Annotated in this window: 29 protein-coding genes and 1 pseudogene; 21 read left to right on the top strand and 9 right to left on the bottom strand. The window is 40.9% G+C overall.

Annotated elements, in window-relative coordinates; all coding sequences use genetic code 11:
- Positions 1-62: 62 nt before the first annotated feature.
- Together yghU and SFA31_RS00530 are read right to left on the bottom strand one after the other, a co-directional pair.
- Positions 63-935 (bottom strand): annotated as a pseudogene (gene yghU / locus SFA31_RS00535) (glutathione-dependent disulfide-bond oxidoreductase).
- A 90-nt stretch (positions 936-1,025) separates the two neighbouring features.
- Positions 1,026-1,418, bottom strand: a complete 393-nt coding sequence (locus SFA31_RS00530) for a barstar family protein (RefSeq protein WP_322836232.1) — start codon at positions 1,416-1,418, stop codon at positions 1,026-1,028.
- Between the two features lie 364 nt (positions 1,419-1,782).
- Between SFA31_RS00530 and SFA31_RS00525 the strand changes: the two genes are divergently transcribed.
- Entirely contained in the window at positions 1,783-3,120 is a 1,338-nt protein-coding gene (locus SFA31_RS00525; protein WP_322836231.1) for a cation:dicarboxylate symporter family transporter, read from the top strand.
- 333 nt (positions 3,121-3,453) lie between these two features.
- On the opposite strand, the gene SFA31_RS00520 is transcribed toward SFA31_RS00525, so the two are convergent.
- The gene (locus tag SFA31_RS00520) at positions 3,454-3,822 is read right to left on the bottom strand and encodes a hypothetical protein (protein ID WP_322836230.1); all 369 of its coding nucleotides are present in this window, start codon (positions 3,820-3,822) and stop codon (positions 3,454-3,456) included.
- Between the two features lie 731 nt (positions 3,823-4,553).
- Between SFA31_RS00520 and SFA31_RS00515 the strand changes: the two genes are divergently transcribed.
- The 4 genes from SFA31_RS00515 (at position 4,554) to SFA31_RS00500 (ending at position 6,951) form a co-directional block, all read left to right on the top strand.
- The gene (locus tag SFA31_RS00515) at positions 4,554-5,090 is read left to right on the top strand and encodes a winged helix-turn-helix domain-containing protein (protein WP_322836229.1); all 537 of its coding nucleotides are present in this window, start codon (positions 4,554-4,556) and stop codon (positions 5,088-5,090) included.
- Between the two features lie 566 nt (positions 5,091-5,656).
- Positions 5,657-6,097 carry a lysozyme gene (locus SFA31_RS00510; protein WP_322836228.1) on the top strand — a complete coding sequence of 147 codons (441 nt, stop codon included), beginning with the start codon at positions 5,657-5,659 and terminating at the stop codon, positions 6,095-6,097.
- Positions 6,094-6,564 carry a lysis protein gene (locus SFA31_RS00505; RefSeq protein ID WP_322836227.1) on the top strand — a complete coding sequence of 157 codons (471 nt, stop codon included), beginning with the start codon at positions 6,094-6,096 and terminating at the stop codon, positions 6,562-6,564. The genes SFA31_RS00510 and SFA31_RS00505 overlap by 4 nt, the downstream gene beginning before the upstream one ends.
- An 87-nt stretch (positions 6,565-6,651) precedes the next feature.
- Positions 6,652-6,951, top strand: coding sequence for a phage holin family protein (locus SFA31_RS00500; protein ID WP_322836226.1), 300 nt, complete (start codon positions 6,652-6,654; stop codon positions 6,949-6,951).
- A 1,188-nt stretch (positions 6,952-8,139) separates the two neighbouring features.
- Here the strand turns inward: SFA31_RS00500 and SFA31_RS00495 are convergent.
- Positions 8,140-8,751, bottom strand: coding sequence for a TetR/AcrR family transcriptional regulator (locus tag SFA31_RS00495; RefSeq protein WP_322836225.1), 612 nt, complete (start codon positions 8,749-8,751; stop codon positions 8,140-8,142).
- Positions 8,752-8,877: 126 nt separating this feature from the next.
- Between SFA31_RS00495 and SFA31_RS00490 the strand changes: the two genes are divergently transcribed.
- From SFA31_RS00490 to SFA31_RS00455, 8 genes are all read left to right on the top strand, one after another.
- Complete coding sequence (locus SFA31_RS00490; protein WP_322836224.1) at positions 8,878-10,131, top strand: Tm-1-like ATP-binding domain-containing protein; 1,254 nt, start codon at positions 8,878-8,880, stop codon at positions 10,129-10,131.
- The gene (locus tag SFA31_RS00485; protein ID WP_322836223.1) at positions 10,131-10,958 is read left to right on the top strand and encodes a phosphoenolpyruvate hydrolase family protein; all 828 of its coding nucleotides are present in this window, start codon (positions 10,131-10,133) and stop codon (positions 10,956-10,958) included. The genes SFA31_RS00490 and SFA31_RS00485 overlap by 1 nt, the downstream gene beginning before the upstream one ends.
- Positions 10,959-11,504: 546 nt before the next feature.
- The gene (locus SFA31_RS00480; protein WP_322836222.1) at positions 11,505-12,365 is read left to right on the top strand and encodes a DUF6387 family protein; all 861 of its coding nucleotides are present in this window, start codon (positions 11,505-11,507) and stop codon (positions 12,363-12,365) included.
- 175 nt (positions 12,366-12,540) lie between these two features.
- The gene (locus tag SFA31_RS00475; protein WP_038424695.1) at positions 12,541-12,759 is read left to right on the top strand and encodes a helix-turn-helix transcriptional regulator; all 219 of its coding nucleotides are present in this window, start codon (positions 12,541-12,543) and stop codon (positions 12,757-12,759) included.
- 139 nt (positions 12,760-12,898) lie between these two features.
- The gene (locus SFA31_RS00470) at positions 12,899-13,216 is read left to right on the top strand and encodes a hypothetical protein (protein WP_000030115.1); all 318 of its coding nucleotides are present in this window, start codon (positions 12,899-12,901) and stop codon (positions 13,214-13,216) included.
- 65 nt (positions 13,217-13,281) lie between these two features.
- A complete protein-coding gene (locus tag SFA31_RS00465) occupies positions 13,282-13,518 on the top strand; it encodes a hypothetical protein (RefSeq protein WP_274911401.1) in 237 nt (78 codons plus the stop codon).
- Between the two features lie 70 nt (positions 13,519-13,588).
- The gene (locus tag SFA31_RS00460; protein ID WP_000032534.1) at positions 13,589-13,885 is read left to right on the top strand and encodes a hypothetical protein; all 297 of its coding nucleotides are present in this window, start codon (positions 13,589-13,591) and stop codon (positions 13,883-13,885) included.
- Positions 13,886-13,947: 62 nt separating this feature from the next.
- Positions 13,948-14,184 carry a hypothetical protein gene (locus tag SFA31_RS00455; RefSeq protein WP_023297909.1) on the top strand — a complete coding sequence of 79 codons (237 nt, stop codon included), beginning with the start codon at positions 13,948-13,950 and terminating at the stop codon, positions 14,182-14,184.
- 48 nt (positions 14,185-14,232) lie between these two features.
- On the opposite strand, the gene SFA31_RS00450 is transcribed toward SFA31_RS00455, so the two are convergent.
- On the bottom strand, positions 14,233-14,700 hold the full coding sequence (locus SFA31_RS00450; RefSeq protein ID WP_322836221.1) for a DUF4756 family protein: 468 nt from the start codon (positions 14,698-14,700) through the stop codon (positions 14,233-14,235).
- A gap of 93 nt (positions 14,701-14,793) precedes the next feature.
- Positions 14,794-15,462 (bottom strand): DNA-binding protein, encoded by a 669-nt coding sequence (locus SFA31_RS00445; RefSeq protein WP_322836220.1) that lies wholly within the window; start codon positions 15,460-15,462, stop codon positions 14,794-14,796.
- Between the two features lie 1,042 nt (positions 15,463-16,504).
- On the opposite strand from SFA31_RS00445, the gene SFA31_RS00440 reads away from it, so the two are divergent.
- The 6 genes from SFA31_RS00440 (at position 16,505) to SFA31_RS00415 (ending at position 19,309) form a co-directional block, all read left to right on the top strand.
- Positions 16,505-16,786 carry a hypothetical protein gene (locus SFA31_RS00440; RefSeq protein ID WP_322836219.1) on the top strand — a complete coding sequence of 94 codons (282 nt, stop codon included), beginning with the start codon at positions 16,505-16,507 and terminating at the stop codon, positions 16,784-16,786.
- A gap of 103 nt (positions 16,787-16,889) precedes the next feature.
- On the top strand, positions 16,890-17,093 hold the full coding sequence (locus tag SFA31_RS00435; RefSeq protein WP_322836218.1) for a hypothetical protein: 204 nt from the start codon (positions 16,890-16,892) through the stop codon (positions 17,091-17,093).
- A gap of 1 nt (position 17,094) precedes the next feature.
- A complete protein-coding gene (locus SFA31_RS00430; RefSeq protein WP_322836217.1) occupies positions 17,095-17,295 on the top strand; it encodes a CPCC family cysteine-rich protein in 201 nt (66 codons plus the stop codon).
- Positions 17,296-17,718: 423 nt separating this feature from the next.
- On the top strand, positions 17,719-18,249 hold the full coding sequence (locus tag SFA31_RS00425) for a membrane lipoprotein lipid attachment site-containing protein (protein ID WP_080893865.1): 531 nt from the start codon (positions 17,719-17,721) through the stop codon (positions 18,247-18,249).
- A 10-nt stretch (positions 18,250-18,259) separates the two neighbouring features.
- Positions 18,260-18,535, top strand: a complete 276-nt coding sequence (locus SFA31_RS00420; RefSeq protein WP_322836216.1) for a hypothetical protein — start codon at positions 18,260-18,262, stop codon at positions 18,533-18,535.
- A gap of 153 nt (positions 18,536-18,688) precedes the next feature.
- Entirely contained in the window at positions 18,689-19,309 is a 621-nt protein-coding gene (locus SFA31_RS00415; protein ID WP_032260063.1) for a hypothetical protein, read from the top strand.
- 605 nt (positions 19,310-19,914) lie between these two features.
- On the opposite strand, the gene SFA31_RS00410 is transcribed toward SFA31_RS00415, so the two are convergent.
- Positions 19,915-20,208, bottom strand: a complete 294-nt coding sequence (locus tag SFA31_RS00410; protein ID WP_032260060.1) for a YciI family protein — start codon at positions 20,206-20,208, stop codon at positions 19,915-19,917.
- Positions 20,209-20,283: 75 nt separating this feature from the next.
- Positions 20,284-21,786, bottom strand: a complete 1,503-nt coding sequence (gene mobQ / locus SFA31_RS00405; protein ID WP_322836215.1) for a MobQ family relaxase — start codon at positions 21,784-21,786, stop codon at positions 20,284-20,286.
- A 788-nt stretch (positions 21,787-22,574) separates the two neighbouring features.
- Here mobQ and SFA31_RS00400 point away from each other — a divergent pair.
- Both SFA31_RS00400 and SFA31_RS00395 read left to right on the top strand, forming a co-directional pair.
- Complete coding sequence (locus tag SFA31_RS00400; protein WP_265824223.1) at positions 22,575-22,886, top strand: hypothetical protein; 312 nt, start codon at positions 22,575-22,577, stop codon at positions 22,884-22,886.
- Between the two features lie 77 nt (positions 22,887-22,963).
- Positions 22,964-23,497: a hypothetical protein gene (locus tag SFA31_RS00395; RefSeq protein ID WP_322836214.1), complete on the top strand. Its 534-nt coding sequence runs from the start codon at positions 22,964-22,966 to the stop codon at positions 23,495-23,497.
- A 694-nt stretch (positions 23,498-24,191) separates the two neighbouring features.
- On the opposite strand, the gene SFA31_RS19010 is transcribed toward SFA31_RS00395, so the two are convergent.
- Positions 24,192-24,302 (bottom strand): hypothetical protein, encoded by a 111-nt coding sequence (locus SFA31_RS19010; RefSeq protein ID WP_416208342.1) that lies wholly within the window; start codon positions 24,300-24,302, stop codon positions 24,192-24,194.
- Positions 24,303-24,315 lie beyond the last annotated feature (13 nt).

Here is a 24,315-nt window from a genome sequence, read left to right as displayed (position 1 = left end):
AAAGGCTTGCTCATTAAAGCAAGCGACGCAGGGAGCGCGGGGGCCGACTCCCTGCGGTCTTATCAGGGGAGGTCGTGGCGTTTATCTTCCGTGCGGGAAGTAAAATCGCTGGCGTCATGGCGTTCGTGCAGCTGTTCTGATAGCGGCCCGGTGAGGCGATTGACCATGCGGCCCCGCTGTACCGCCGGGCGCTCAGCAATATCCTGTGCCCAGCGTATAACGTTCTGATACGTTGCGGCATCCAGGAACTCTGCCGCGCCGTAAACGCTGCCCAATACCAGGTTCCCAAACTAGGGCCATGCGGCGATATCGGCGATAGTGTAACTCTCCCCGGCAATATAGCGATGACGGGCAAGCTGTCTGTCCAGTACGTCAAGCAGACGTTTAGTTTCCATTGTGAAGCGATCGATAGCATATTCGATTTTCACCGGCGCGTAGGCGTAAAAATGTCCAAAACCGCCGCCAAGGTAAGGGGCCGAGCCCTGCAGCCAAAAGAGCCAGTTCAGCGCCTCAGTGCGTTCCGCTATTTCTTCAGGAAGAAACTGCCCGAACTTTTGCGCCAGGTAGAGCAAAATGGCGCCGGATTCAAACACGCGCACCGGGGGCGCATGGGTTTTATCGAGCAGCGCCGGGATTTTTGAGTTGGGATTAACGGCGACAAAGCCGCTGGAAAATTGCTCCCCTTCACTGATACGAATCAGCCACGCATCGTATTCTGCGCCTTCAATACCTTGCGCCAGCAGCTCTTCTAGCATGATGGTAACTTTTTGTCCGTTGGGTGTGGCGAGGGAGTAAAGCTGTAGCGGATGTTTTCCTTGCGGGAGTTCTGCATCGTGGGTGGCGCCCGCGATTGGGCGATTAATTGCGGTCCATTTGCCGCCATTTTGCTGGTTCCAGCGCCAGACTTCCGGCGGTTGATAATCCTGCTGTAACATGGTGCCTGTCTCCTTGCTCGTGAGCGTGAAGTGGATAAGCATTTATGTTAATAAAGTGTAGCAGATAGCCTGGTAGAGGCCGATGCAGGGTCAGGCTTCTTGTAGCGTGATATTTGGATGATCGGCAATGATTTCCATGACTATTTCAAAATAGGTGGCACCCTGGCCGCTTTCCAGGGCGTCTAATTGTTGCTGAATATACCGGGTGTTGTAACGCTCCGGCTGCGCGATTTTGTTCTGTAAAAAACGGCGCGTAGTATCCAGGCCCAGCGCTGCCCGTGAATGGGCAATATCACGCCAAATTAGCGTTGCGGGTTCATTTCCGCGCAGCGCGCCGTAGCCGCCGTATAGCATGTCATTTAACGCATCGAGACTTTCCGCTAATTGCCAGCTTTCGTCGGCCATAAATTCGCGATTGACCTCTTGGTAAAATGAGGAAATATCGTGAATGCGGCTGCCGTGTAGCGTGAAAGTTTGGTTCATCATCACTCCTGATTTATTAAGGACATCCGCGCGAGCCTAAGCCATTGAGGTGCATTTAGCAATTGAGCGGTGGTGCGGTAAATGCCTTTTATTTCCCCCGGTGATAGCGATTAACAGTACCGCTACCCTGCGTTAATTACTCAGCGGCGCTGAGCCAGCAATATTTGTATTTGGAATGACGCATCGCTGCATTTAATTTTATATATGAAACTAAATTGGTTTTAAAAATCTGTTTTGTTTTTATAGCGATAAGCCGTGAGCAGCTTTATAATGGCCGCGGAAAAAGCTTTTCCATCAATCCATTATTCGAGCTAGTCAACCCTTTCCGGCATTTCAGGTGCTGAATGAGGCAAGGAGTCATTTGATGCTTTTCTATGCAATATATCTCTGCGCGTTCGCGCTGTTTTGTTTCTTAATCTACAAAATAAACAAAAAAACAACTTCTATATCGAAAAGCGTCTTTAGCGCAATAGTGATGGGGGCGGGGCTTGGCATTACGCTACATTTTATTCCCGAAGCCCACGGGAATACTATTATCAGTTGGCTGGCAGTGGTCGGCAGTGGCTATATTAGTTTGTTAAAAGTTGTTGCCATGCCGCTTATTTTTATTTCCATCCTTTCTGCCATTAATAAATTAGAAAATGCCGCCGGGGTTGGCAAAATGTCGCTCACCCTTGTTGCCTGCATGATGGGGCTGGTAATGATGGCCGGCTTGGTGGGGGTTGTCACGGCGCGGATGCTTCACCTGGATGCCAGTGCTTTTAGCCATCTTCAGTCAACGCTGACCGATGCCGATGTGGCGAAAACCTCAGGTGTTTCTCTTCCGGCTCTGATAGCATCTTTAGTTCCCTCTAATATCTTTCTCGATTTAACCGGAGCGCGCAGCGTTTCCGTGATCGGCGTAGTTATCTTCGCGCTATTGGCCGGCGTTGCGCTCCTGAAAGTAAAGCATGACGCACCGGAAGCCGGCAGAACGCTGAATGTAGGAATCGATGCCGTTCAGATTTGGGTTATGAAAATGGTCAGGATTGTTATTGCGCTTACGCCCTATGGCGTGATGGCGCTAATGGCGAAGGTTTTCCTCTCCTACCATTTGGCGCAATTTGTTAGCCTGCTTGGATTTATTGTGGCGTGTTATCTGGCGGTGCTGGCGATGTTTGTGGTGCATGGTCTTATTATTGCCCTCACCGGCGGCAACCCGATAGGCTATTTTAAAACGGTTTGGCCGGCCTTAACTTTTGCTTTTGTTTCCCGCAGCAGTGCAGCCTCAATCCCTTTGGCAATAACCTCCCAGGAGAGATTAGGGGTACCTGATACCATTGCGAATATGGCGGCCTCTTTTGGTTTAAATATGGGGCAGAATGGGTGTGCGGGAATCTATCCGGCAATTATGGTGGCGATGATTGCGCCGACACTGGGTATTGATCCGTTATCCCCGCAGTTCTTATTCGCGCTGTTACCAGCGATTGCGCTGGGCTCTATTGGCGTGGCCGGCGTCGGCGGTGGCGGCACATTCGCTGCACTTATCGTTTTATCGACGCTTCACTTCCCAGTTGCGCTGGTAGGGATTTTTATTGCAATTGAGCCTATTGTTGATATGGCGCGTACTGCGCTGAACGTTAACGGCTCGATGATTTCAGGCTTACTTGCGACAAAATTATTATCCCGGCAGAAAAAAACGCTGCAAAAAGCTCCTCAGTAAATATTTACAATGTGAAGTTAACTATTTATTTATTACCCGAGGTCTGTGCCTCGGGTTTTTTATACCGGATACCATATCCGGTTTGGTGTTAGAAACCGCAGTTATATTGCTAATTATAATTCGCGGGAACCTGTAATTTGAGCCGGTCAGATTCGTCATTTCGACGTTGGCGGTGTATAAAACTCTCTCCTGGAGTGTGTTATAACCGATTTATACGCGCTGCCCAACGTCAAACCGGTTTCATCAATAACGCCTGGTGGATCGTCTTTAAGTCATTGATCTCATTTTATTGCAGGCGCTTTCTAATATTATGGAAAACTCAGCCGCTGATAATTATTGATTACGTTTTACGCGCATCATTTCAGGATAATAAGCGCGATTGATAATAATTAGGCCCTCATAAATTAGGCAATCATTGAGTCTGGAGAGTTCACTCGCTGCGGGAAGACATTTTTCATCTAATGATACGTCCATAACCCCGAAAAGTGGAGATGCTGTAAACGTATATAATTTTTCCAGAACAAAAAGAGTCTCATCGTGTAGCCCGTTAAATGTACTCTGTCCTGGCTCGCGCCATTGCCTGTTAAAGGGAATGAGTAAGAATGGGTTTCCTAGCTGTAGAAACGCATTATGCTGACGCTCAATCAGTCTGTTCAGGTTACTGTCAGTATTTTCATAAAGCAGTCCCATAGCAATTTCCATAAATCCTCCACTGGTTGTAACAATAAATAAAATGGATACAACATATATTTTTAAATAAAGATTAAAACTGTATTTTTATCAAGATGCATTTTATAGCATTATATCATTAGCGCATGAATTCTTAGTCCATGCTAGTGGCTAATTACTATAAAATCTATAGGTATATATATCAAAAAGTGTAGTGCTTCGTCCCGACAAAATTTTGAATTGGTACTAAAAATGATAGGGAAAGATAATGATTGATATTGATAGATATCATTTTATATTAGTGATTACATCTATTATTTTAAAGATAGATAAAATTATGCCTGGCAACAAGATAATCCCTTCTTAAGTTATTACCAATAGTGGTAATCTTATAGTTATATCCTGCTTGTTATTTAAGAGCAGGCGCTGTTAAGTTATATGGCTCTGATTGGCTCATTTTCCATTTTCCCCGGAGGACTGTCATAAGGTTATCATTATTGTTATAACTTGTTGTTTTATATGTATTAAATATTGAAAATAAGATGGTTTTAATTTTCATTGTAGTCAATATAAAGTCTTTCTTACATTTTTTCTGTTGCAAAAACTATTTGATTTAAGAGTAATATTTCTCTTTATGTATTATAACTCTTAAAAAGATATTATCGATCAATTTAATAGAAACGATAGGTTATAAAAATTAAGGGAATGAAAAGGTAATCATTTTGTGAGCTTATTCTTTTTATGGATTATCTCATGTGGTATATATGATTGCGTTGGTTAATAATTGCATTTTAAAGGATGCTCTCCATCATAAGAAGGAGGATATTGTGCCTGTAGATATAGGGTTGGGATGCTCATTTTCACTTGAGGATGGCAACATTTATAGAGAGAATGGCGAAGCAATTGCCATCAAAGGTATTCGTCAAGAGGTATTTAAATCCCTGGTCGAAAATAAAGGTAAGTACGTCAGTCGCTGCGATATTATTAAAGCAGTATGGGGGAAAGATGACTTAACGATATATAATGCGTCACTGACTCAACAAATCTATTTACTCCGGAAAGATCTTGAGCCGTTGGGTTTGAAAGAGTATTTGGTATCTAATCCACGCTATGGATATCGTTTGAATACTCCACCAGCTTTAGTCAGGAAAAAGAACCAGGGGGATGATTCTGAGCCTATAGAACGCAGAAAGAGGTCGTTACTACCGGGCAACATATATCATTGTAATTTTAAAGCAATTACATCAATGGTTATCATATTAATATTGGTGTTATTAATGGCCTTTTTTATCTATTGCTAATATTGCAGGAATTCACTTTTCATCAATTATTGAAACTCTCTGTTGTAATACCACTGTGGCTCTAATGCATTAAATATGATGCTTCCCGGCGCGGGTGAATACTTAAAAATTAAACATGGATGATTTCTCGCGCATAGGTTCTGAAAAAAATTAAGCATATAATTGCGCTGGCAATGTGCATTTTTGCATCACTCTTATCAGTTTTCCTGCTTATACTTTTTAGTAGTATAAATATTAGTGGGTAAAGTGAATGCCCGAAACAAATCCTTTGTTAATGATTAACCCATTTCAGCAAAATAATGCCCGGGATATTTCAGAAGGATATGCATAATTTTATCAGACTATTTTCCCACATAAATAGCCTTTAGTTGTTTGCTTGGAAAATATAGATCTGAGTGTAATGATAAGAGAGCGTCTTTGATGATATCAACAGTATGCAAGTGAATAATGACTTATCATAGTAAATCATATTGTTAGTTCTTTACTCCCGAAATTTAAAAAAACATGTTCTACTTTTTATAAGCTTGCCATGGGTAATTAATTTTATGACTAATTAAGGAGGAGTTATGGTTATTAGCGACCGCGGTATATCGTTAATTAAAATGTTTGAAGGATGCCGGCTTGATGCCTATCAGGATTATGGTGGTATCTGGACTATTGGATACGGCTGGACGCAATCCGTCGACGGGGTTCCCGTTGGCAGAGGAATGCGTATCGACCGGGATAAAGCTGAAGAATTACTTCGAGGGGGGTTAGTTAACTATGAACGAGAAGTAACCAGGCTGGTAACAGTCAGCATCAATCAGAATCAGTTCGATGCATTAACCAGCTTTAGCTACAACGTAGGTATAGATGCATTTAGAAAATCGACTCTGCTTGAAAAGTTAAATGCCGGTGATTACTGGGGCGCAGCGGAACAATTTTTAAACTGGAATAAGGTTAAAGGTGTGCCATTGCCGGGATTAACGCGGCGACGGAAAGCAGAAAGCGAGCTGTTTCAGTCATGATGAATTTGCGTGGGAGGCTTGTAATAACCGGGCTGGTTATCGCTGCAGCGTCTCTTCTATTTACCAGCGCAAAATATTATCGCGCACAGTATTTGCAGGAGAAAAAACATAACCAGCTTCTTGGTGCTGAATTGGTCGAGGTAAAACACACCCTTGAAGCGCTGCATCTACGAAATAAAGCATTAGCGGAAGCCGATGCCCGCTATATCAGGGAGCTGGACAATGCAAAAACAACAATTGAAGAGTTGGAGCTTAATGTTGCTACTGGCCGTCAGCGGCTGCAGCTCGCGGCAACCTGCCCGCGAGTGCCGCCAGCCGCTCCCGCCTCCGGCGTGGATGATGGTGCCACCCCGCGACTTACTCATGCCGCTGAACAGGATTATTTTGCCCTCAGAGGCGGCATTACAGCGGCGACAATCCAGATAAAAGCATTACAGGAGTATATTCGTACTCAATGCCTGAAATAATAGAACAGTTTTAAATGCTATTTTCTGATTATTTTATTTTAACTTTTCACAGGCTTCAAAATCGCCATGTAAGTTCAGGGAAATTATATGATTAATATAGTGAATACCCAATTGCTGGGCTATTGTTTACTGGCATCTGCGTGGGGCGGCGGCGTCAAGTTTTTACAAATGATGAAGAGAAAAGGGCGCCAGCCTTTACTCTTGTTATTTATTTGCCAAATCATGACGTCGTGCTTTGTAGGTTTTATTTTTTTTGTTTTTTGTCAGGCGGAATCTATTGCTGCAATGAGTACGCTTTCAATCTGCGCACTGGCAGGGAGTATTGGCGATCGGGTCCTGTCAGAATTATGGAAAAGAGTAGGCACCCTGCGCAATCGAATTAGCTAGCTTTTGATGCTCCCGATAGGAAGCAAACCGTGGCTGGTCTTTTGATATTCACCAACGGCATTGACCGTGCCGTACGGCCTAGGCTTTAAAGGAACTTAATGGCGATGCCCAATGGAGCAGGCCGTATTGGTACTTTATTTTGAGTTAACTTAATCAGACGGGTTGGCGTGATATAAATTGGTATTATTTTCAATTAATAATATTGGCTACTGCGGAGGAGATTGAATAGTTACAGTTAATTAAACTTCATTATGTATTTTTCATCTCTATTATTGCCACACGAAAATGCACGCTGAATAACTTCAGTCCATAATTCACTCCTGCCCGCAGCGGCAAGATCGGCGCTCTTGAGTATTAAACGTTAAGCATTATTGCGTAGAAAGCTTCAAGGAATACCTATTGTGTAATATTACTGGCGCTGACGGTTTTATAATGAATACCTCATTAGGGTAGCTGGCTACCCTAATGAGGGCAGAGGATGCGCGCTATGGCTGATGTTTGAGGTAAGGCTGTCGGCTTTGTCGTGAAAACTGGCAAACTTGGCCAGTCGGATTAATGTCTATTATTGCTTATTGAGCGAGGCAGCGGCTGATTCTCCACCGGGTATTATGAATAAGTAATAAATTTGCAGGCTATTTTTTTGTATTGCTCACTGTCTGGATACAGCGTTTGTTCCCCTTTTGCTGCGCTATGCGGCCACCGTCGCGTATAACAGGGCGGTGAGTATCATCATTAAGGCTCCTCCTGGCATGGTGTTACGGCTTGGTCCAAAAAGCGCAGATAAACTGAAGAGAACTCCTATTATCGCCAGGAGGCAATAGAAAATAATCCCCGCCCTGGTTCAGAGCTTTGGCATGCCGCCAGCAGGGTAACGAGCGTATAAATACACGGCAGCAAAGAGGCGAATATCGATATCAGGATAATAGCCTGCAACTGTGCTGCCGGCATGAATTAAGCGGCGATCGTCAATCCCACGGATATTAATACGCCGATAAAGATTAAACCCTTCATCGGCACATCGTTTTTGTTCACCGTGGCAAATATTTCTGGGTTAGTCTCCGTTTCGCGCCTGCTTTGGGCGCTGCAGACTGTAAAATCAACCTACTATTGCTGTGCTGGATAGCGCTATCTGCAGATGAATACTCTCGGATGTTAATGTGCCAGTAAGGCGAAGATGATGATATACGTTTACTCCAGTTTTGCCTGTCGTAGCATGAGTTTGGCGCCCCACGTTGTCAGCGCGACAATTTCATCCTGATCCAGCCCGAAGGTATCTTTGAGCACCGTCATCGCCTCGGTACCGTAGAGCACTGACATCAGCATAATCAATTTTTGTATTTTCTCGGCAGGGAGCTGGGATTCCAGCGGTGCCAGGGCGTCAGTAAGCGCTTCCCGGCGGTTACTCTTTTTGAGCAAAATCTCGTGCTCTTCACACTCCTTTTCTTCATGTCGGGCCTGCCAGCGTTGCTGTGAAATACGCATTGCATCACGCATTAGCCCTTCATGGGAGTAAAGTTCCCCGTATCCCCAGCTTAGTAATCGGGTGATATTTTCTTCAGCATTATCGCCCATGGCAGGCCTTTCAATAGACCCGATTACCCGTTTGACAACATATTCAACGAACTCGCTGTGAGTCGAAAAGTAGCTTCGCAGGGTGACTTTCGCATACTCGGCTTCGCGGGTTATCTCTTCCGGGGAAGGAAATTTATCTTCCTTATAAAGTTTAAGTGCCGCGTTAACCAACCGTTCAAGGGTTCGGCGTCGCACGGGGGACAAGTTATTTTCGTCGAAAAGCTGCATTTTTTGGCCCGGTTAATAAAAAATATCACAAGTGATAAAAATAGCTTGAATGATATAAAATATTAGCCTAATTTCGTATTGCACGATATCAATCAATATTTCAGCCCTCATCACGGAGTGAGTTGTATGGCCAAGTTTGTGTATGTCATAGGGACTGCGGATACCAAGCTGGATGAGCTAGTCTGGCTGAAAACCCGGCTGCACGCCGCGGGTGTGAATGCGCGTATTATTGATGTATCTACCGCAAGCGCGTCAGCGTTATACGAAAATGGCAAGATAGATATTTCGTCATCGCACATTGCCGGATACCACCCGGAAGGTAGCTCGGCCGTCTTCTGTAATGAACGCGGCCAGGCGATCGCCGCGATGTCTGTGGCGCTAAAGCGCTTTTTACAGAGCACGTCTGAAGATATCTCTGGCCTGATAGGCATTGGAGGCTCTGGCGGCACGGCCCTTATCACCTATGCGATGAGGTCAATGCCGATAGGTATACCTAAACTGATGGTGTCCACTATGGCGTCCGGTGATGTCGGTTGTTATGTCGGTGGCTCGGATATCGCCATGCAGTATACCGTAACGGACCTCAACGGCCTCAACTACTTGTCTCGCACTATTCTAACCAATGCGGCCAATATGATAGCCGGCGCGGTCAGCCATGTTGCTGCCCCGGTGAAGGCCCAAAAACCGGTTCTCGGTGTGACGATGTTTGGGGTGACCACGCCCTGTATCAACCAACTGATACCTGTTCTGAATGAGCAGTACGATCCGCTGGTATTCCATGCTACGGGCAATGGTGGAACATCGATGGAGCAACTGATTGCAGATGGTGAGATAGCGGGGGTTATTGATATCACGCTGACCGAAGTCGCTGACCTGCTATTTGGCGGCGTTCTGGCCTGCCAGGAAACGCGACTTGATAGCATTGCCCGCACTGAAATACCGTGGATTGGCAGCGCCGGTGCGCTGGACATGGTCAATTTCGGAGGGGTTAGCAGCATACCTGAGCGTTATGCTCAGCGGCAGTTTGTCGAACATAACGCTCAGGTGACGCTAATGCGCACAACACCAGAAGAAAACTTCCAGCTCGGGGTATGGATTGGCCGCAAGCTCAATCAATGCAATGGGCCGGTACGCTTCTTACTACCAGAAGGCGGATTTTCCGCGCTTGATGCGCCTGACCAGCCGTTCTTCGATCCGCAGGCAAGACGGGCTTTTGCTGAAGGACTCGAATCGACTGTAGTTCAGACCAGCCAGCGGCAGATTATCAAAACGCCTCACCATATTAACGCACCTGAATTTGCAGCACTTGTGATTGAGACGTTTAACGCAGTCATGCGACACCAGGGATCCTCACATCACTCAACGCCAGGGAAACTTTAATGAATAATTACAAGATGCTTGTTGAAGGTCTGAAGCAAAAAGTTGCTCGTGATGAACCGATTATCGGTGCCGGCGCTGGCACCGGCCTCTCTGCGCGTAGCGAAGAGGCCGGCGGCGTCGACCTGATAGTCATTTACAACTCGGGGCGCTTTCGCATGGCCGGTCGGGGTTCTCTGTCTGGCTTGATGCCATACGGGAATGCCAACCAGATTGTGCGGGAAATGGGTAACGAAGTTCTGCCCGTGGTTAAGTCTACGCCGGTTCTTGCTGGCGTATGTGGCACCGATCCTTTCTGCAATCTCTCGCCGTTCCTGGATGAGTTGAAAACCCAGGGCTTTGCCGGTGTACAGAACTTCCCGACCGTGGGCCTTATCGACGGTAACTTCCGTAAAAACCTGGAAGAAACCGGAATGGGGTATGCGCTGGAAGTGGATATGATACGTTTGGCGCACCAGAAAGGAATGTTGACGACACCGTACGTCTTCAGCCCGGATGATGCGGTAGCGATGACCCAAGCCGGCGCGGATATCATTGTCGTGCATATGGGCCTGACCACCGGTGGGGATATCGGTGCGGAGACCGCTCACGATCTTGACTCCTGCATACCTATTATCAATGCCTGCGCCAGGGCTGCGAAAGAAGTGCGAGACGATGTGATTGTGCTGTGCCACGGCGGGCCTATCGCTGAGCCGAAAGATGCCGCGTATATCCTTGCGCATTGCCCTGAGTGTCACGGCTTCTACGGCGCCAGCTCAATGGAGCGCCTGCCAACGGAAAAAGCCATTAAAAATACCGTCGAAGTATTTAAACAAATAAAACGGCATTAATTCTCTATTTAATTTCGGAATAATAAACGGGGCGAAGTAATAATGGCGTCCTGAAAATAATAATCTTAGGCTACATACGCCCATGTGGATAGTTTATCCGCGTGGGCTTTTTTATGGCCGCGGGGAGGGTCCAGTGGATTTGTTTGGATACCTGCTGCAACAAGAGAAATAGCGCACTGGAATGACCAGAACTCCCTGGCCCGGAAAGCAAAAACCCCCGCCGAAGCGAGGGTTTGGAATAAGTGGTGCCGGACTCGGAATCGTAGTTTGTGTTAACAATATGAAATAAATGTAGAATAATCATAATCACCTTAAGTATACCAACTAATGTACCATCAGTTTATAAGTGTGATTGCAAATAAAGTCAATTATATTCAATTGGTTATGACAACATACCCTGCCAAATCTTACTGAACAATCTTCAAGTCTGGACTGATTGTTCAGCTGCTTTTCCCTGCTCTATTCAATAGATTACCGTCACCAAATCCGATATGTTTACTCATAACATATCAAAGTGATAAGTAAAGCCAGAAGGATAGATGCCACATGACCAAAGCGGAGATCGCCAGCGCTGTTAATGAATGGTTCAACATTGAAAATTACAGCGTCCTACAAAATTTGACAGTAGAACAACTTTTTCAAGAGATAGAAAACAGGATTGTCGCCTATCGTATGGAACAAAACCGGGCTGAGTTGTCTCCCGAAAACCTTAGTAGGCATCAGAAATATTACGAAGAGTTGATTGAAGGTAAAGTCGTATTTGGTGATGTTTTCGGTGGACCAGAAAAAAGACTATCTTCCAGCTATGCCATCAAGCCTGTAACACACCAAGGGCTATGGGAGGTGGCGGGTTATGTTGCTGCTTTCGATAAATACGTAAACCCGGAAGGAAAACCCCTACCACATATGGAAGTCTCGCACTATCTGAAGGAAGCCGGGGTAAACAACGAAGGGCTGATGCTGGTTCAAATTAATCTGGCAGAAACATCACCCGAAGAAATCATCAATCACCTGAAAGTCATGGTTCCTGAGTGGAAACAGCAGCTACAGGCTCCTGAGCCTCCAGCCAGAGATTTTCGCTTTGGGGTCAGCAACCTTAAAAAAATACTCGATTACAACATTATCCCCACCATGGACCTGCTGTACTGGGCGCAGGATGAAGAGGTCAGGATTGGTATGCCACAACTGACCAGCTTTTTATACCCTGATGAGTTTAAAGACGGTATCCGTGATGTTGATAAGGTGAAGTCAACAGATCATCCTCTGGCAGTTAAGTATCTGACAAACCTTGCTCACTATCGCTCTTTTGTCGATTTTACATATAGATACGACGACAGAAGACACTGGAATATTCAGGATCTAATCAGAGCGGAACTTGGTAAGGATGAGCAATCCGATCAGGACTGATCTTCCAAAAGGCGGTGTTTTGCGCAATGTAAAAATCGCCTATATTCACTAAGGCTGAACATACCCTATTTTTCCCATTCCAAAAATCTGCGTAAAAAACTTATCCCTGAACGTCCCTCCTAAATCACAAGAAAAATCCATACAATTATCTCATCGAACAACACAGGAGATAAATATGGTTCAAATCAAAACAGATAAACATCCCAAGCTTATTCGTTTACCTGAGGTAATGAACAGAACTGGATTCGGGAAAACATGGATATATGAGCTTATTAAAGCGGGCTGCTTTCCCGCACAGATAAAAACAGGTGTAAGAGCAATCGCCTTTATTGAAAGTGAGGTGGATGCGTGGATTGAACGAGCTATTCAGGCATCACGAAAACAAGCAGTTTAACAAATATTATCCATATAATGATCTAAGGAGGTTTTATGTAAACATAAGAAAATAAAACTGTTGTAAATAATATCCCTTACCAAAATCATACAGATTTCTGTAGGGGGACGTTCACTTAAAAATAAAGAAGGAAATAAAAATGAGTAAAGCAATAACAGAAGTCCACGAAATTAAAGTTTACAATGAATCTACCAGATTATTCCTTGTGAAGTCATTTTATTGCTATGAGCTTTATATCAGTAATATGCAGGAATACATGGGCGATAGATTTGTTAAAATGGTTGAAGACAGAATATATATGGATGATGTTTTTGACAAGGTAATAGAAAACAGTAAGGAAGGATTTAATAAGTTTCTTAAGGAGTGTAAAAGCTCAGGCTCTCTCAGAGATGTTTTATTCGATGAGGTCAAAGTGAATCTGAGACATATGCACAACGTTATTTTTAACTCAAACTAATGGTCATGTGGTCAGTATATGGCCCCGCAAGGGGCTAATAATCAACTCAATAAAGGAACATTTAAATGAATGATAATATTGCAATATCAGTAAGTCTGCTATATGAGCAAACGCCTGAAATATTCTGCACCATCCAAGCAAGCGTCAGTACGTTCATTGCGCTATGTGGGTATTCAGCAGAGGAAGTAATGGATGATGAAAACCTTACAGACGCACTGAACAGGTATGTTAATAACGAGCTTGTCAGTGAAATGGATTTAAGATACGGATCAGTGAACATTAATCTTGTTTATAAAAAGTAGTTATCTCTTTATCCCTATTCCGGGGCTAAATAAAATAAGTCAAACAAATATGTAAAAATGAGGATTAATTATGTCTAAAGAAACTGTAGTAACAAATAAGTCTACACAGCTGTTCCTTGATCTTGCTATAAGATCATTGGAGGCAAGCTGGAAGCTTTTTCAGGAAGTGAATGGAGATGGAGACGCTAATGACTATCTTGATGATCCTGATTTCATGAGTCCATTTATTATGAACATCATTGACCATATTCAGAATAACTTTGAGAGATTTACAACCCAAGAAGGTGATAGTGGGAGTATTAATGAAGTTAACTTCGAGCAGATTGCTGTTGTGTTGGTGTGCCATTCAGAACGATTCAGGAAATGAGTTCTAAAAGTTGCCCCGCAAGGGGCTAACTAAAAAACAGTAAATAAAAACAGGAGCCAAAAATGATTGATGAATTTCATGTAATGTATATGTATAAAAAAATCCAATCAGAAGCTGCTACTACCGACATCAAAACACTGGAACAGTTTTTGAAGAAGTTCCGCAAAGTTGTTGCGGAGCGTCGGGAAGAATACTATCAGGAGATTGGTGAGAAGAAGGCACAAAAGCTAAGGGCAGAAAGATTACAACGGTTGCTTAAGAAAATGGAGCGTGATCGTGTATCACCACATGAGTTATAAAATAAAACCACCATATTGGTAATATACTGCCAGTATGGTAGTTTTATTCTAGATAGAAAATTTTCGGCGCTTTGTTGCTGATGCATTAAAATCAGAAGATATATCTGAAAGTTGCTCAAGACTTTGCTCAACAGAACGCTGGAACTCAATAGCAGCTTCTGTGCGCTGTTTTATGACCAGAGCGACGAGTTCATCAGGGCTTTTCTCAAGTAATGACTTTCGGTAGATAATGGACTCCTGTACTTTTTCAAGCTTTCTTGACGCAAGGGCTGATGCGTGACTGACAGGGTTGAGTTCTTCAATAAATTTCTCGAGCAACGATTTTTTCTTCCTGTCTAATCTCAGAAGTTCGGCATGCGCCGATTTAAATTTCTTGGCTTCACTCAACGGTGAACCATAGGTTCTTATCCTGCGATATTCCTCCCTGTATTCAGACATCGTTGGATATTTTTTTAATGCTTTGATGGTGTTCAGATACTGAATTAAATCATCGTTGTCTAATTTTACTTTCCTCATATATACCTCGTAAATAGAATAGTGAATATATTTATATTACGAGATATAGTGTAAGTGTCAAATTACAGCATGGCGTTTAAATAATGTCTATGGCTATTCTGTTTGTTCAAATAAGTATTCAGGTGTCTCATCAGGGCGCTGTAGTTTCAAATTCCCATTATTCATAGATGGTTCACTATTGCTGTCCATATCATTACTTTCATCAGTTTCTGATCTGAAAGTATAAACGTTATCAAATCTTTCTTTATCATCAACAACAAATCCCTGTGCTTTTTTGACATTAGGTCGTTGTTTGGCATTTATAGAATGAGCTTGTCCTTTGAGGAATATGTTAGAGTTCATAAATAGATCTCCATCTTTATCAATGATAATCCCTTTCTTTTTGAGTTTTTTAAAGACAAGAGACATGTTTGACTTTTTAATGTCCAAGTCGCGGCATAGTTTTGCCTGTGAGATATGAAAGCAGTTTCCAAACTCCATGATATTTAATATCCTTGCGATAACTTTCAGTTCATTCTTTGAAATATCAAGTTCTGCGAGTTGCTGGAAGTTTTTCGTAAACATATGAACATAATCAACATCTTTCTTTATAGATTTAATATTTTCCTTTCTTGAATAGATGTTGGTCGTATCTTTATGTGTGCTGTGATAATGCTCAAATATTAACACCTTTTGTTCACTGGTGAAATAATGGTCATCAATATACTGTGTTAGCTGGAAGGGTGATAAATCACTGAGGGCGTTAAAATCGATCTGTGTCATTGTATTTTTCCTTTTGTTATTATTTTTATTAATACATAACAGATTAAACACTATCATCAATAACAAAGTCAAAAATAAGTGGAAAAAGTTTTGAAATAATGGAGATCTATCCACAGATCATGGACCATAGAAATGGTCATGGTACACAGACTGGAATAAGTTTATTGAGAGTGGAATGTCCGCCAGTTTTAAATAATAGTTTCAGTATGGAACTATAGTTATAGTTTTTGCTAACAGGGGTTATAGGAAACTATAACCTGAGTTATAGATATCGATAACCTGAGTTATAGGAAGCTATAACCTTTTTTCTGTAATCTATTGTTTTACAATGGAAATAACGGCTGTAATATAATAATAAGTTTAATATAGTAAAAGGGGATGTGTGCCTGTTGAATGGCACCTGTTGTTTTATGGATGGCACTGAAGGTTTTCAATAAAGAAAATGAGTGGCATTGGATTTTTCTTAATTGATCTGTTCAGAAACATTTTACGTTGAATTTTGCGTTGAAGTTTGTTCGTGCCTGATGAAAATGGCACCTGTGGTGTTATCTGCGTGATTTTCCTTACTCTGTTATTACAGCGAAGTGATTGTTTTCTACAATCACGAACCGCTGCTGTTGCTGTGATTGGTTCAATAATTATTCTTTAACGTTATTGACGTCTTCGACGTGATCTTTTTTTGGATAAATCCATCATTAACAGGGATGAACCCTGTTTCAGCAATGTGATTGTTTTGGACAATCACGAAGTGCTGCTGTGGATATTGTTTTTCTGTAAACTTAAGAATAAATGCTATATATCGAAAAAAGGATCCTTTCCATATTGCAATCAAATAATGGAAAATGTGTTAGCCATTAAATCCCGTTGGATATCAGCGTCAGGGCGTAGCCGTGCGGCAGCACATGAGCGTTAGCTCATAGGATAAATATCTTTTCAAAAGAGAGTAATAAACAGGCAGTAAACCTGTTCTGAAGGGGAAGTTAAATTGGATTTTCTTCAAAAGGAAATGGTGTTTTTTATATAAGACAAGGAGAAGCATACAATGAAAACTATAAAAATAATAAACATCTTTAAAGCGAAAGAAAATATTCCCTTTGTGACCTGTTTGATCACAAGCATGGAGGAAAATGAAAAAGGAATAAATCTCACGCTGGAAACAGGAACACCGACTACAAATGGTCAAAATTGGAAGATAAAAGAGTTTGATACTGTTCAAGGGGCTTATAAAGGTAAGGAAACCTCGTGGGTTGTGACAAAGGAGTCGCAAGATACAATACACTCTCACCCAATAGATGCTGACGTAGCAAGGAAACTTTTGAAATGATGAAAAATACAGTATTCTAGGAACCGATTTTGATCTTGATCTTATAAAGATATTTGATGAACTATCGGCTATTGATTTTTCGCAGGGTATAGAATCACAAGTAATGGTCTTAGATGAGGATTTATTACAATTATCATTTAAGTCTGGTGTTATTGTTGATGTTGGTTGGTATCCCGCGTTTGAAACTAATGGTGAATTTATTATTAATCGAATATCTAATGGTTGTTGGGAGGCTCCGGAGTCTAAATATAATGTGGGATGGGATAAAGAAGAACTAATATCGAAAATTAAAAAAGCAATTGGATGAAATGATAAATAGTTCAGTACATTTATGCCCCTGTTGCCATAAATATGAATATTCGGAAGTCGGGAGCTATGAAATTTGTCCGGTTTGCTATTGGGAAGATGATCCTGTTCAAGAAGAAGATCCAAGTTATGGTGGTAGGGCTAATGTAATGAGTTTGAACGAAGCCCGTAAAGCCTATGCTGAAAGACGTAAAGTCAAATAACAATTGACGCTGATTTAATTAGGCAGCACAACAAACCATGAGTGCTGCTTCGTTCCTTATCCCTCCGAACATCCAGCCAAAGCCCCCCAACTGTGGCGTTCCATTGCTGACCACCACTATCAATCAATTGATATAAAAGATCGATAATTTATTATTGATAGCTTCTGGCGATTAAAAACGATCTATCGATCGATTATTCAATTGTTTTAATCGATCGATATCATATGTTTGATAGTCTATGGCTATTGTTTGATTTTTATCGATCGATTTAAACGATATGACGAACATTAAAAATAATTCAATTCTATCAATTGGTTAAACAGACTGTTTGTGGGTCGGGTGCGATCCGCTTCGGAGTAGGATCTCTTTTCCTTTCAATCCTGCCACGAACAGTCAGTTCATTAACGTTGATGGAATATGAAGATGAAAAAAATCTTACTCATGGCAGGCGCTGCGTTAGTTCTGGCGGGGTGTGGTGAAAAAGGTGACTTTGAGAAAGCGATCAACGCCAAAATTGGTCAATCGAAAACCTGTTTTTCACTCCGAAACAATGACGTCACATTCCCTGTCCAGCTCTCCAAACCGCGATTTGATGAAACAGGGACTGGAACAGGGTCTGTGATCCTCGACGGTCTCGTAGAACAGGGCTTAATGGCCTTTGTCAAAGGCTGGGATAACAACACGCTTGGGATAACAGATGAAGGTAAACAAGCCAAAATCTGGGATGCCAAGGAAGGAGTTTGTATTGGTCGCCGCGTTGTTGATGAAGTGAAGGAATGGACCGAGCCGGGCAACGGTAATCAGAAAGTTGTTCGCGTCACCTATACGTGGAAATTAACTGATGTTCCATCATGGGTGGACAAAAGCACATTCTCTGGAGTGAAAGGGATGAACGGACCTGCTGATGGTGCCATGAATCTTGTTAAAACCAGCAATGGCTGGAAAGCGCTCTAAGGGGGCTATCATGGAAAACAAAACTATCCAGTGTCCGTTTTGCCTGAAAGAAAGTCAGAGAGGCGTCTATGTCTGCACCGGCTGCATGGCGACGGTTCTGTATGGAGCCTACCCCGGCTGGTATGCTTTCGTGGTTATATTATTGACCTTCGGCCTGTCTATACTGATCGGAATGTCTGCAGGAATGGCTGGGGCGACTATTAGCCTACCAATAATTTCGGCTGTTGGATTTATAGCTGGTAAGGCGATATTCTCTGATAATGTTGTATTCAGAAGAAGGATGTAATTTAACTTATGTTATTCTTAAAGCCGCATCGTTTTATGACGATGTGGCTTCATGTACTACCAAAAATGGGGAGCCTGATGATTGTGTTGTACTATTGTAACACTTAATATAACATTATATTGCTTACAAATTCCATGAAGTTAAGGTAGACTAATGAATGATAATAATGTAGATAAAAATAGTGTTTCTTTATCATGTCGGGATGAAAAAAAGAAAATTGGTGATGTGAACCTGAAAGGCATTATTGACGGAGTTGAAATTAACTGTACTGTTGATTTGTCATTTCATAAAGCTAAGGAAAGTGAAAATGGTGAAACAAAAAAAGAAGTCCAAATATTAACGAAAGCGCAGTGGGTGATCTATTTTATTCTACCTCTCCTTGTTGTTATAGTTGGCTTTTTTATTGATTCGTTTATAGATGCAAGTCATCACCTGACTCTTTTTATATCACCACTGGCATTTGGTATTATAATACATAAGATGGTGATGAATAGTTCGAATGTGAATATCCATTATTTCAAAAAGCTTGTTGATACAACGGGATTGGTTTCTTCAACGTTAAGTGCAAGTATTCTAATATTCAAAACGATTAATGTTGAAAATCCATACATTAGTATGCTGGATTCGTTGAAAGACGCTGGAGTGTTCAGTTCAATTATATTTTATATTATAATGGCACTCGTGTATATTGTTGTCTGGATATTTGCGACATCGATAACTATTAAGTTAATGATCACATATGATGAACTAATAGCAATGAAGAATAAAGCCTAAGATAAGAGAGGCGGTGTTTTATACCGCCTATTTTTTCATAAATAATTTGTAGTTTTTGAATAGGGGGAGAAAAATAATCGTAGTAGCTAACCATAAAGCCAACGTTATGCCACATAACATCGATAGTATGGGGATGTTTTTATTTCCATTTATGAAATATATTAAAGAAGTACCTATGGTAGTTATAAGCGTCAGGCAGGATAATAAAATGTATATTGCCATTGGATAATTTATCTTTTTCATGTTTCACCTTTGGTATTGGATTTTTTTAATTTAATAACATATAAAAACAATCCGTCAAGGGAATTGCTCATAAGCTACTCTGCCAGATAACGTGCGTAGATACGCAGCTAATAACCACAATTCTCGGTTTCTGAGCCATCAGGATTGAAATTCTTAGAGTTGGAATATCTGAGTTACGCTTCATTAACCTGAAGCTGCATGAGTGTATATCACTTTCAGGAAGCTCAGTCCGGATTGCGCTATCTGGACAATCGCCAAACATCATAAACAACTAAACGGACTGAACTTTGTAGAGCTTAGCACCTATTCGACGCGACGAATAATATCCTACGCAGAAAATCATTTACTAAAATTCGATAAAGTCAAAAAATCTTATCAAGAAGAGGAACTTTCATACTGGCTTCAAAGGGAATAATTTCAGCTTTAGCAATGTTTAATTTTTGGAATGGATCCTGACTAAGGCGTTCTTCCAAAGATTCAAGGCTGTCACATTTGGCAAGTATAATGCCACCGTTTCTTGGAATTCTCCTGCCCGAGGCAAGAAACACACCATCCGAGTAACCCTTTTTAAGCCATTCAACATGGGCTGGTATCTGCGCGTCAACTTCTTCCAGTGATTTTATATACGTTAAAACAACTACATAAACAGTACTCATTTTAAATTCCTTACAAAAATTGGGTTTAAAAATAATACCACCAGAGTAACCAAAGTTAAAGTAATTAGATTGGTTCTATTTCCAGTAGCCCGGAGGCTTTGATTTTGACACATTACTTCCTCTGGCTTGTAGGGATGGCATAGAAGGGGTTAGATCCTTGCTGTGATCGATTTCTGGTTGTTCCTGCTTCGGACGGCTTGGGAAACGGGTGATCTCGTCAGTCGTTGGCTTGTAGTCATCTTGGTTAAATTTAGCTCGTTTCTCATATTCAGGGCGTAGAACATGACGGCCTAATACCTCATCAAAGACGTAGTTTTCAGCAATACGCTTATCATGTTCTTCACTGATAATATCAACTTTAGTTTTGCCTGTTTTAGCCCATATAAATTTACCCCTGATAAAATCAACCAAAAGGGCTGTAAAGCGTTTAAAGATATTATCCTGACGCGGAATAGTCTGTTTCCTTTTAACACGTTCAGGAGCGCTTCTGGATGCCCTGTTTGGGTTTTGAGAGGAGGATGTTTGCAGAATAGTATTTGATCCAGAATCAGAAATACTGACCGATGGTTTTTTACCAGCAACAACTTTACTGACTTTTGTTTTATCACGGTAAGATTTAACGCCACGCATACGAGTATGAGGAGCTGGTGCTACCAATACAGGTCTTTGATTCTCATCAGTAGAAGAGCCGGAGTGTGTTTCAGGTAATACGATCTCTTCTGGTTCAGCAAGATGTGTAATCGTAAAACTTCTGACATCAATGACGATTTCAAGGTCAAGTTCACTGAATGTTTTGTAGACTTCAACCGCTTCCTGCTTAGCTGCATCACGAACAGCCTGTTCTGCGGCTCTTTGCTCTTGAGCTGCTTTACTACGCCATTTGGCACTGTGGATACGTTTCATTGCAGGGCGATTTGTTTCGGCAGCTCTGGCAAGCCATAATGCTTTTTCTTCATTATCCAGAGCAACCGCTGCTTTCTCTAATGCTTCCTCATGCTGGGCCAAAAGGGAACGATGATCAATACGCTCTGATGAACCTGCAGCAGCGAGGTAGCTGTTAGCCATCAATGACCATGATTCACGCCATAAAACAGACATTTTTCTGTCGTTCCAGCTTCTTTCTTTTTTACCAAAGCCTTCCGGGCCTATGGTTTTTAATGTCAACATAACGTGAGCGTGTGGGTTATCGCTATCAAGATCATGAAAAGCGATATCAGCAATCATTCCCTTTTCTACAAAATTTTTTTGACAATACTCAAGGACAAGCTTTTTCTTGTCATCATTATTTAACTCGGTGGGAATAGCAACATCGAAATAACGGGCGGTTTGACCGTTATTCTGGCGCTCGACTCTTTCAACTTCATTCCACAATGCTGTAGAGTCTTTTACGATATGTTCTGGAGCATTAACTGGTGCTAATATGAAATGCCCGTACAAATCAGTACGGCGACCATAATCATAGGTATCACCTGTTCTTTCATCTGTGATTCTGCAACGAGCATGATAGGCAGCTTTCGCAACGGAAGATCTCCCCTCACTTCGTTTCACAATTTTAAAATCAAGATGAAAAATAGCCATACAATAAAAACAACCTCAATATAAATTTAAATATCAAACCAAATATGAATCTCCAATGTGACTATGCTGGTTTTAGTTTTTCGTAAGAAAAACTCTGGTGTTGACGTTGACCTTGGTTTTGTTTTTAGCCTGCGGCAGGCAACCGTCGGTAGACCCCACACACTGCGTAGCAGTGTATAGGTGGGCATTGCTTTATTTTTATATCTCCTAAAGGAGCTAAAAATAACGACAATGTATAAAGTTTTCTTACTCTTAATTAATAACACTAGATTTAATGCCTGTGAAATTAACATGGCTAGAATTGGATGAACGGCTGAGGTAGCGTAGTTATATTAAAAATATTTTTTTATATAGCGCCCGTAAGGGCAAATGGAGTTCTTTTCTCTCCCGCCGTAAGGCGGGAAAGAGGAGTTGAGATAAAATAGTAAAAATAACAGATGCTTTTATGTGTTGCACATTTCACAGGTTAAAATCAAAAAACAGAATCAAAAGATAACAAATGAAAATGTTTTCATTGATTTAATAAAATAAGTAACGGGGAGAGTATTAGGTATTATATGTTAGTGGTTGCACTCGTTTGTGTTGCATGATTTTATTTTTAGCTTACTGACATTTTATTTTTAAAACCAAAATGCCATTTTTTCGGGATAAATCCCATCATTAACAGGCAAGCCTGTTCAACTACTGATTGTTTACAACAATCATACAGCGCAGCTGATAGGACTTTCTATGATTTGAGTTTTCTGATACTTTTATTTTTCCCTCTATAATTCAAAGTGAGATGATCAATGAGAGTAAAATCTATACTGGTAGCTTTACTGGGTTTTTTGCTTCTACCAGCACATGCAGCAGAACTTCCCTCCAAAGTTCAGGGTGTGGAAGTTGGTGAGCTAACTTGTGCGTGTGAAATGAGTCAAGAATCTAAACTCATTACAGGCGAAAAGTTGTTAAGTAAGGTATCAATAGCTTGTCGTATCGATAAAAAACAAGCTATCAAAATGGTAAAAATGTTGTCATTGGTTCCCGAAGCAAAAAATTTAGCTTATAATTGTTATGATATCAAAAGAGATTATAATAATTTAAATAAATCTTTGAGATAACTTTTTAAAGCTCCTCTATTGATATTCTTCTAGTATTTGATACTAGTAAATGAGTAATCAATAGAGGATATTAAAATATGAAAAAGGTTTTTTTAATTATAAGTTTAGTGTTTTCAAGTTATATATATGCTTCACTAAAGCCAATAGAAGCTGATCAACTAAATAGTAGAGCGCTTATGGCAGAAGCTGAATATAATTTACTACCGCTATCACTTGTTTTTGTTGATGGTAAATACAACAAAATCTATGTTGATGAGAAATACGACCAATATTCTCCGATATTTCAAGACAATCGAATCGACTATTTCTTTGCCTTAAAGAGAAACGGCAGATTGGAAGAGGATATAAAGAAAGGTAAAGACTACATAGCAAATAACTCTTGCGAGGAAAATCAAAGCTCGTGTATTTATATTATGAAAAGAATAACAGACATGAATAAACTTGCTATAATGGTTAACAATGGCTATTCAAAGAGTGAGATAAAAAAAACATTATTCAACCAGAAAGAACTAAATTACAATAAAAAACTTCTAATGAATAAGTATATTGAAAAATATAATACAATAATGAATAATAATGCATGTGAAAAAGGTATTGCAGATAAAGAGTAGATTTATCAGGGGTTTTATACCTATAGTGGTAATTCAAATTGTTAATATATGGTTCTCGCATGAAAAGATTCTGGTATTATTTATAAAAATTTAAAACAAGTTCGCACAGACACTTTCTAATAGTGTCTGTGTAACAATACAACAACTTCTGTATAATACAAAAGACCAAATAAAGTAATAGCATTTCTTCGAAACGCTTTGGTGTTAATTACTAGATCCAGAAGATTGTCTATAGTAGTAAAGCTAGATTTTAGATATTTCACATGCACGCTCCTGCTGTTAATAAAGTTAATTTTGTCTGTAAGTTGGTCTTTGTTTATTCTGATTCAATCTATAATTCAAATTACTTTATGTCAAATTAATTGAGTTAAGTTTTAATGTAAGTTCAACATCACCCTTGTTTTTATACATTGCCTAAATACAAATACAAATACAAATACAAATACAAATACAAATACAAATACAAATACAAATACAAATACAAATACAAATACAAATTCGAGAGGTTCACCTCATTTTATGGAACGCTCATTTAGAAATGATTGTCGATTGCCAGTTAGTTGGGGATATTATGATTATTAAGGTAAGCAAAAATGCTACTATAGTAATTTCCAATGTAACAAATAAGTGGATGGTATTAAAGTATTGAAGATTGATGATCAGCAATATACTACTGAGCATTTCTTAGTGTGATTTATTCGACGTGAATGTTGTATATGGTCTTTTCTTTTGGAAGAGGTTCCCAAGGTTGAGCATACTGAAGTTCGATTTGCGATAAACCTGAGGAAACAGCAATAAAATGCATTGTCGTTTTACCA

Origin of the sequence: Erwinia sp. HR93 (assembly GCF_034555055.1) — a bacterium.
GTDB lineage: Bacteria > Pseudomonadota > Gammaproteobacteria > Enterobacterales > Enterobacteriaceae > Apirhabdus > Apirhabdus apintestini.
The sequence above is the reverse complement of the archived record's forward strand: the minus strand, read 5'-3'. Positions and strand labels throughout refer to the sequence as shown.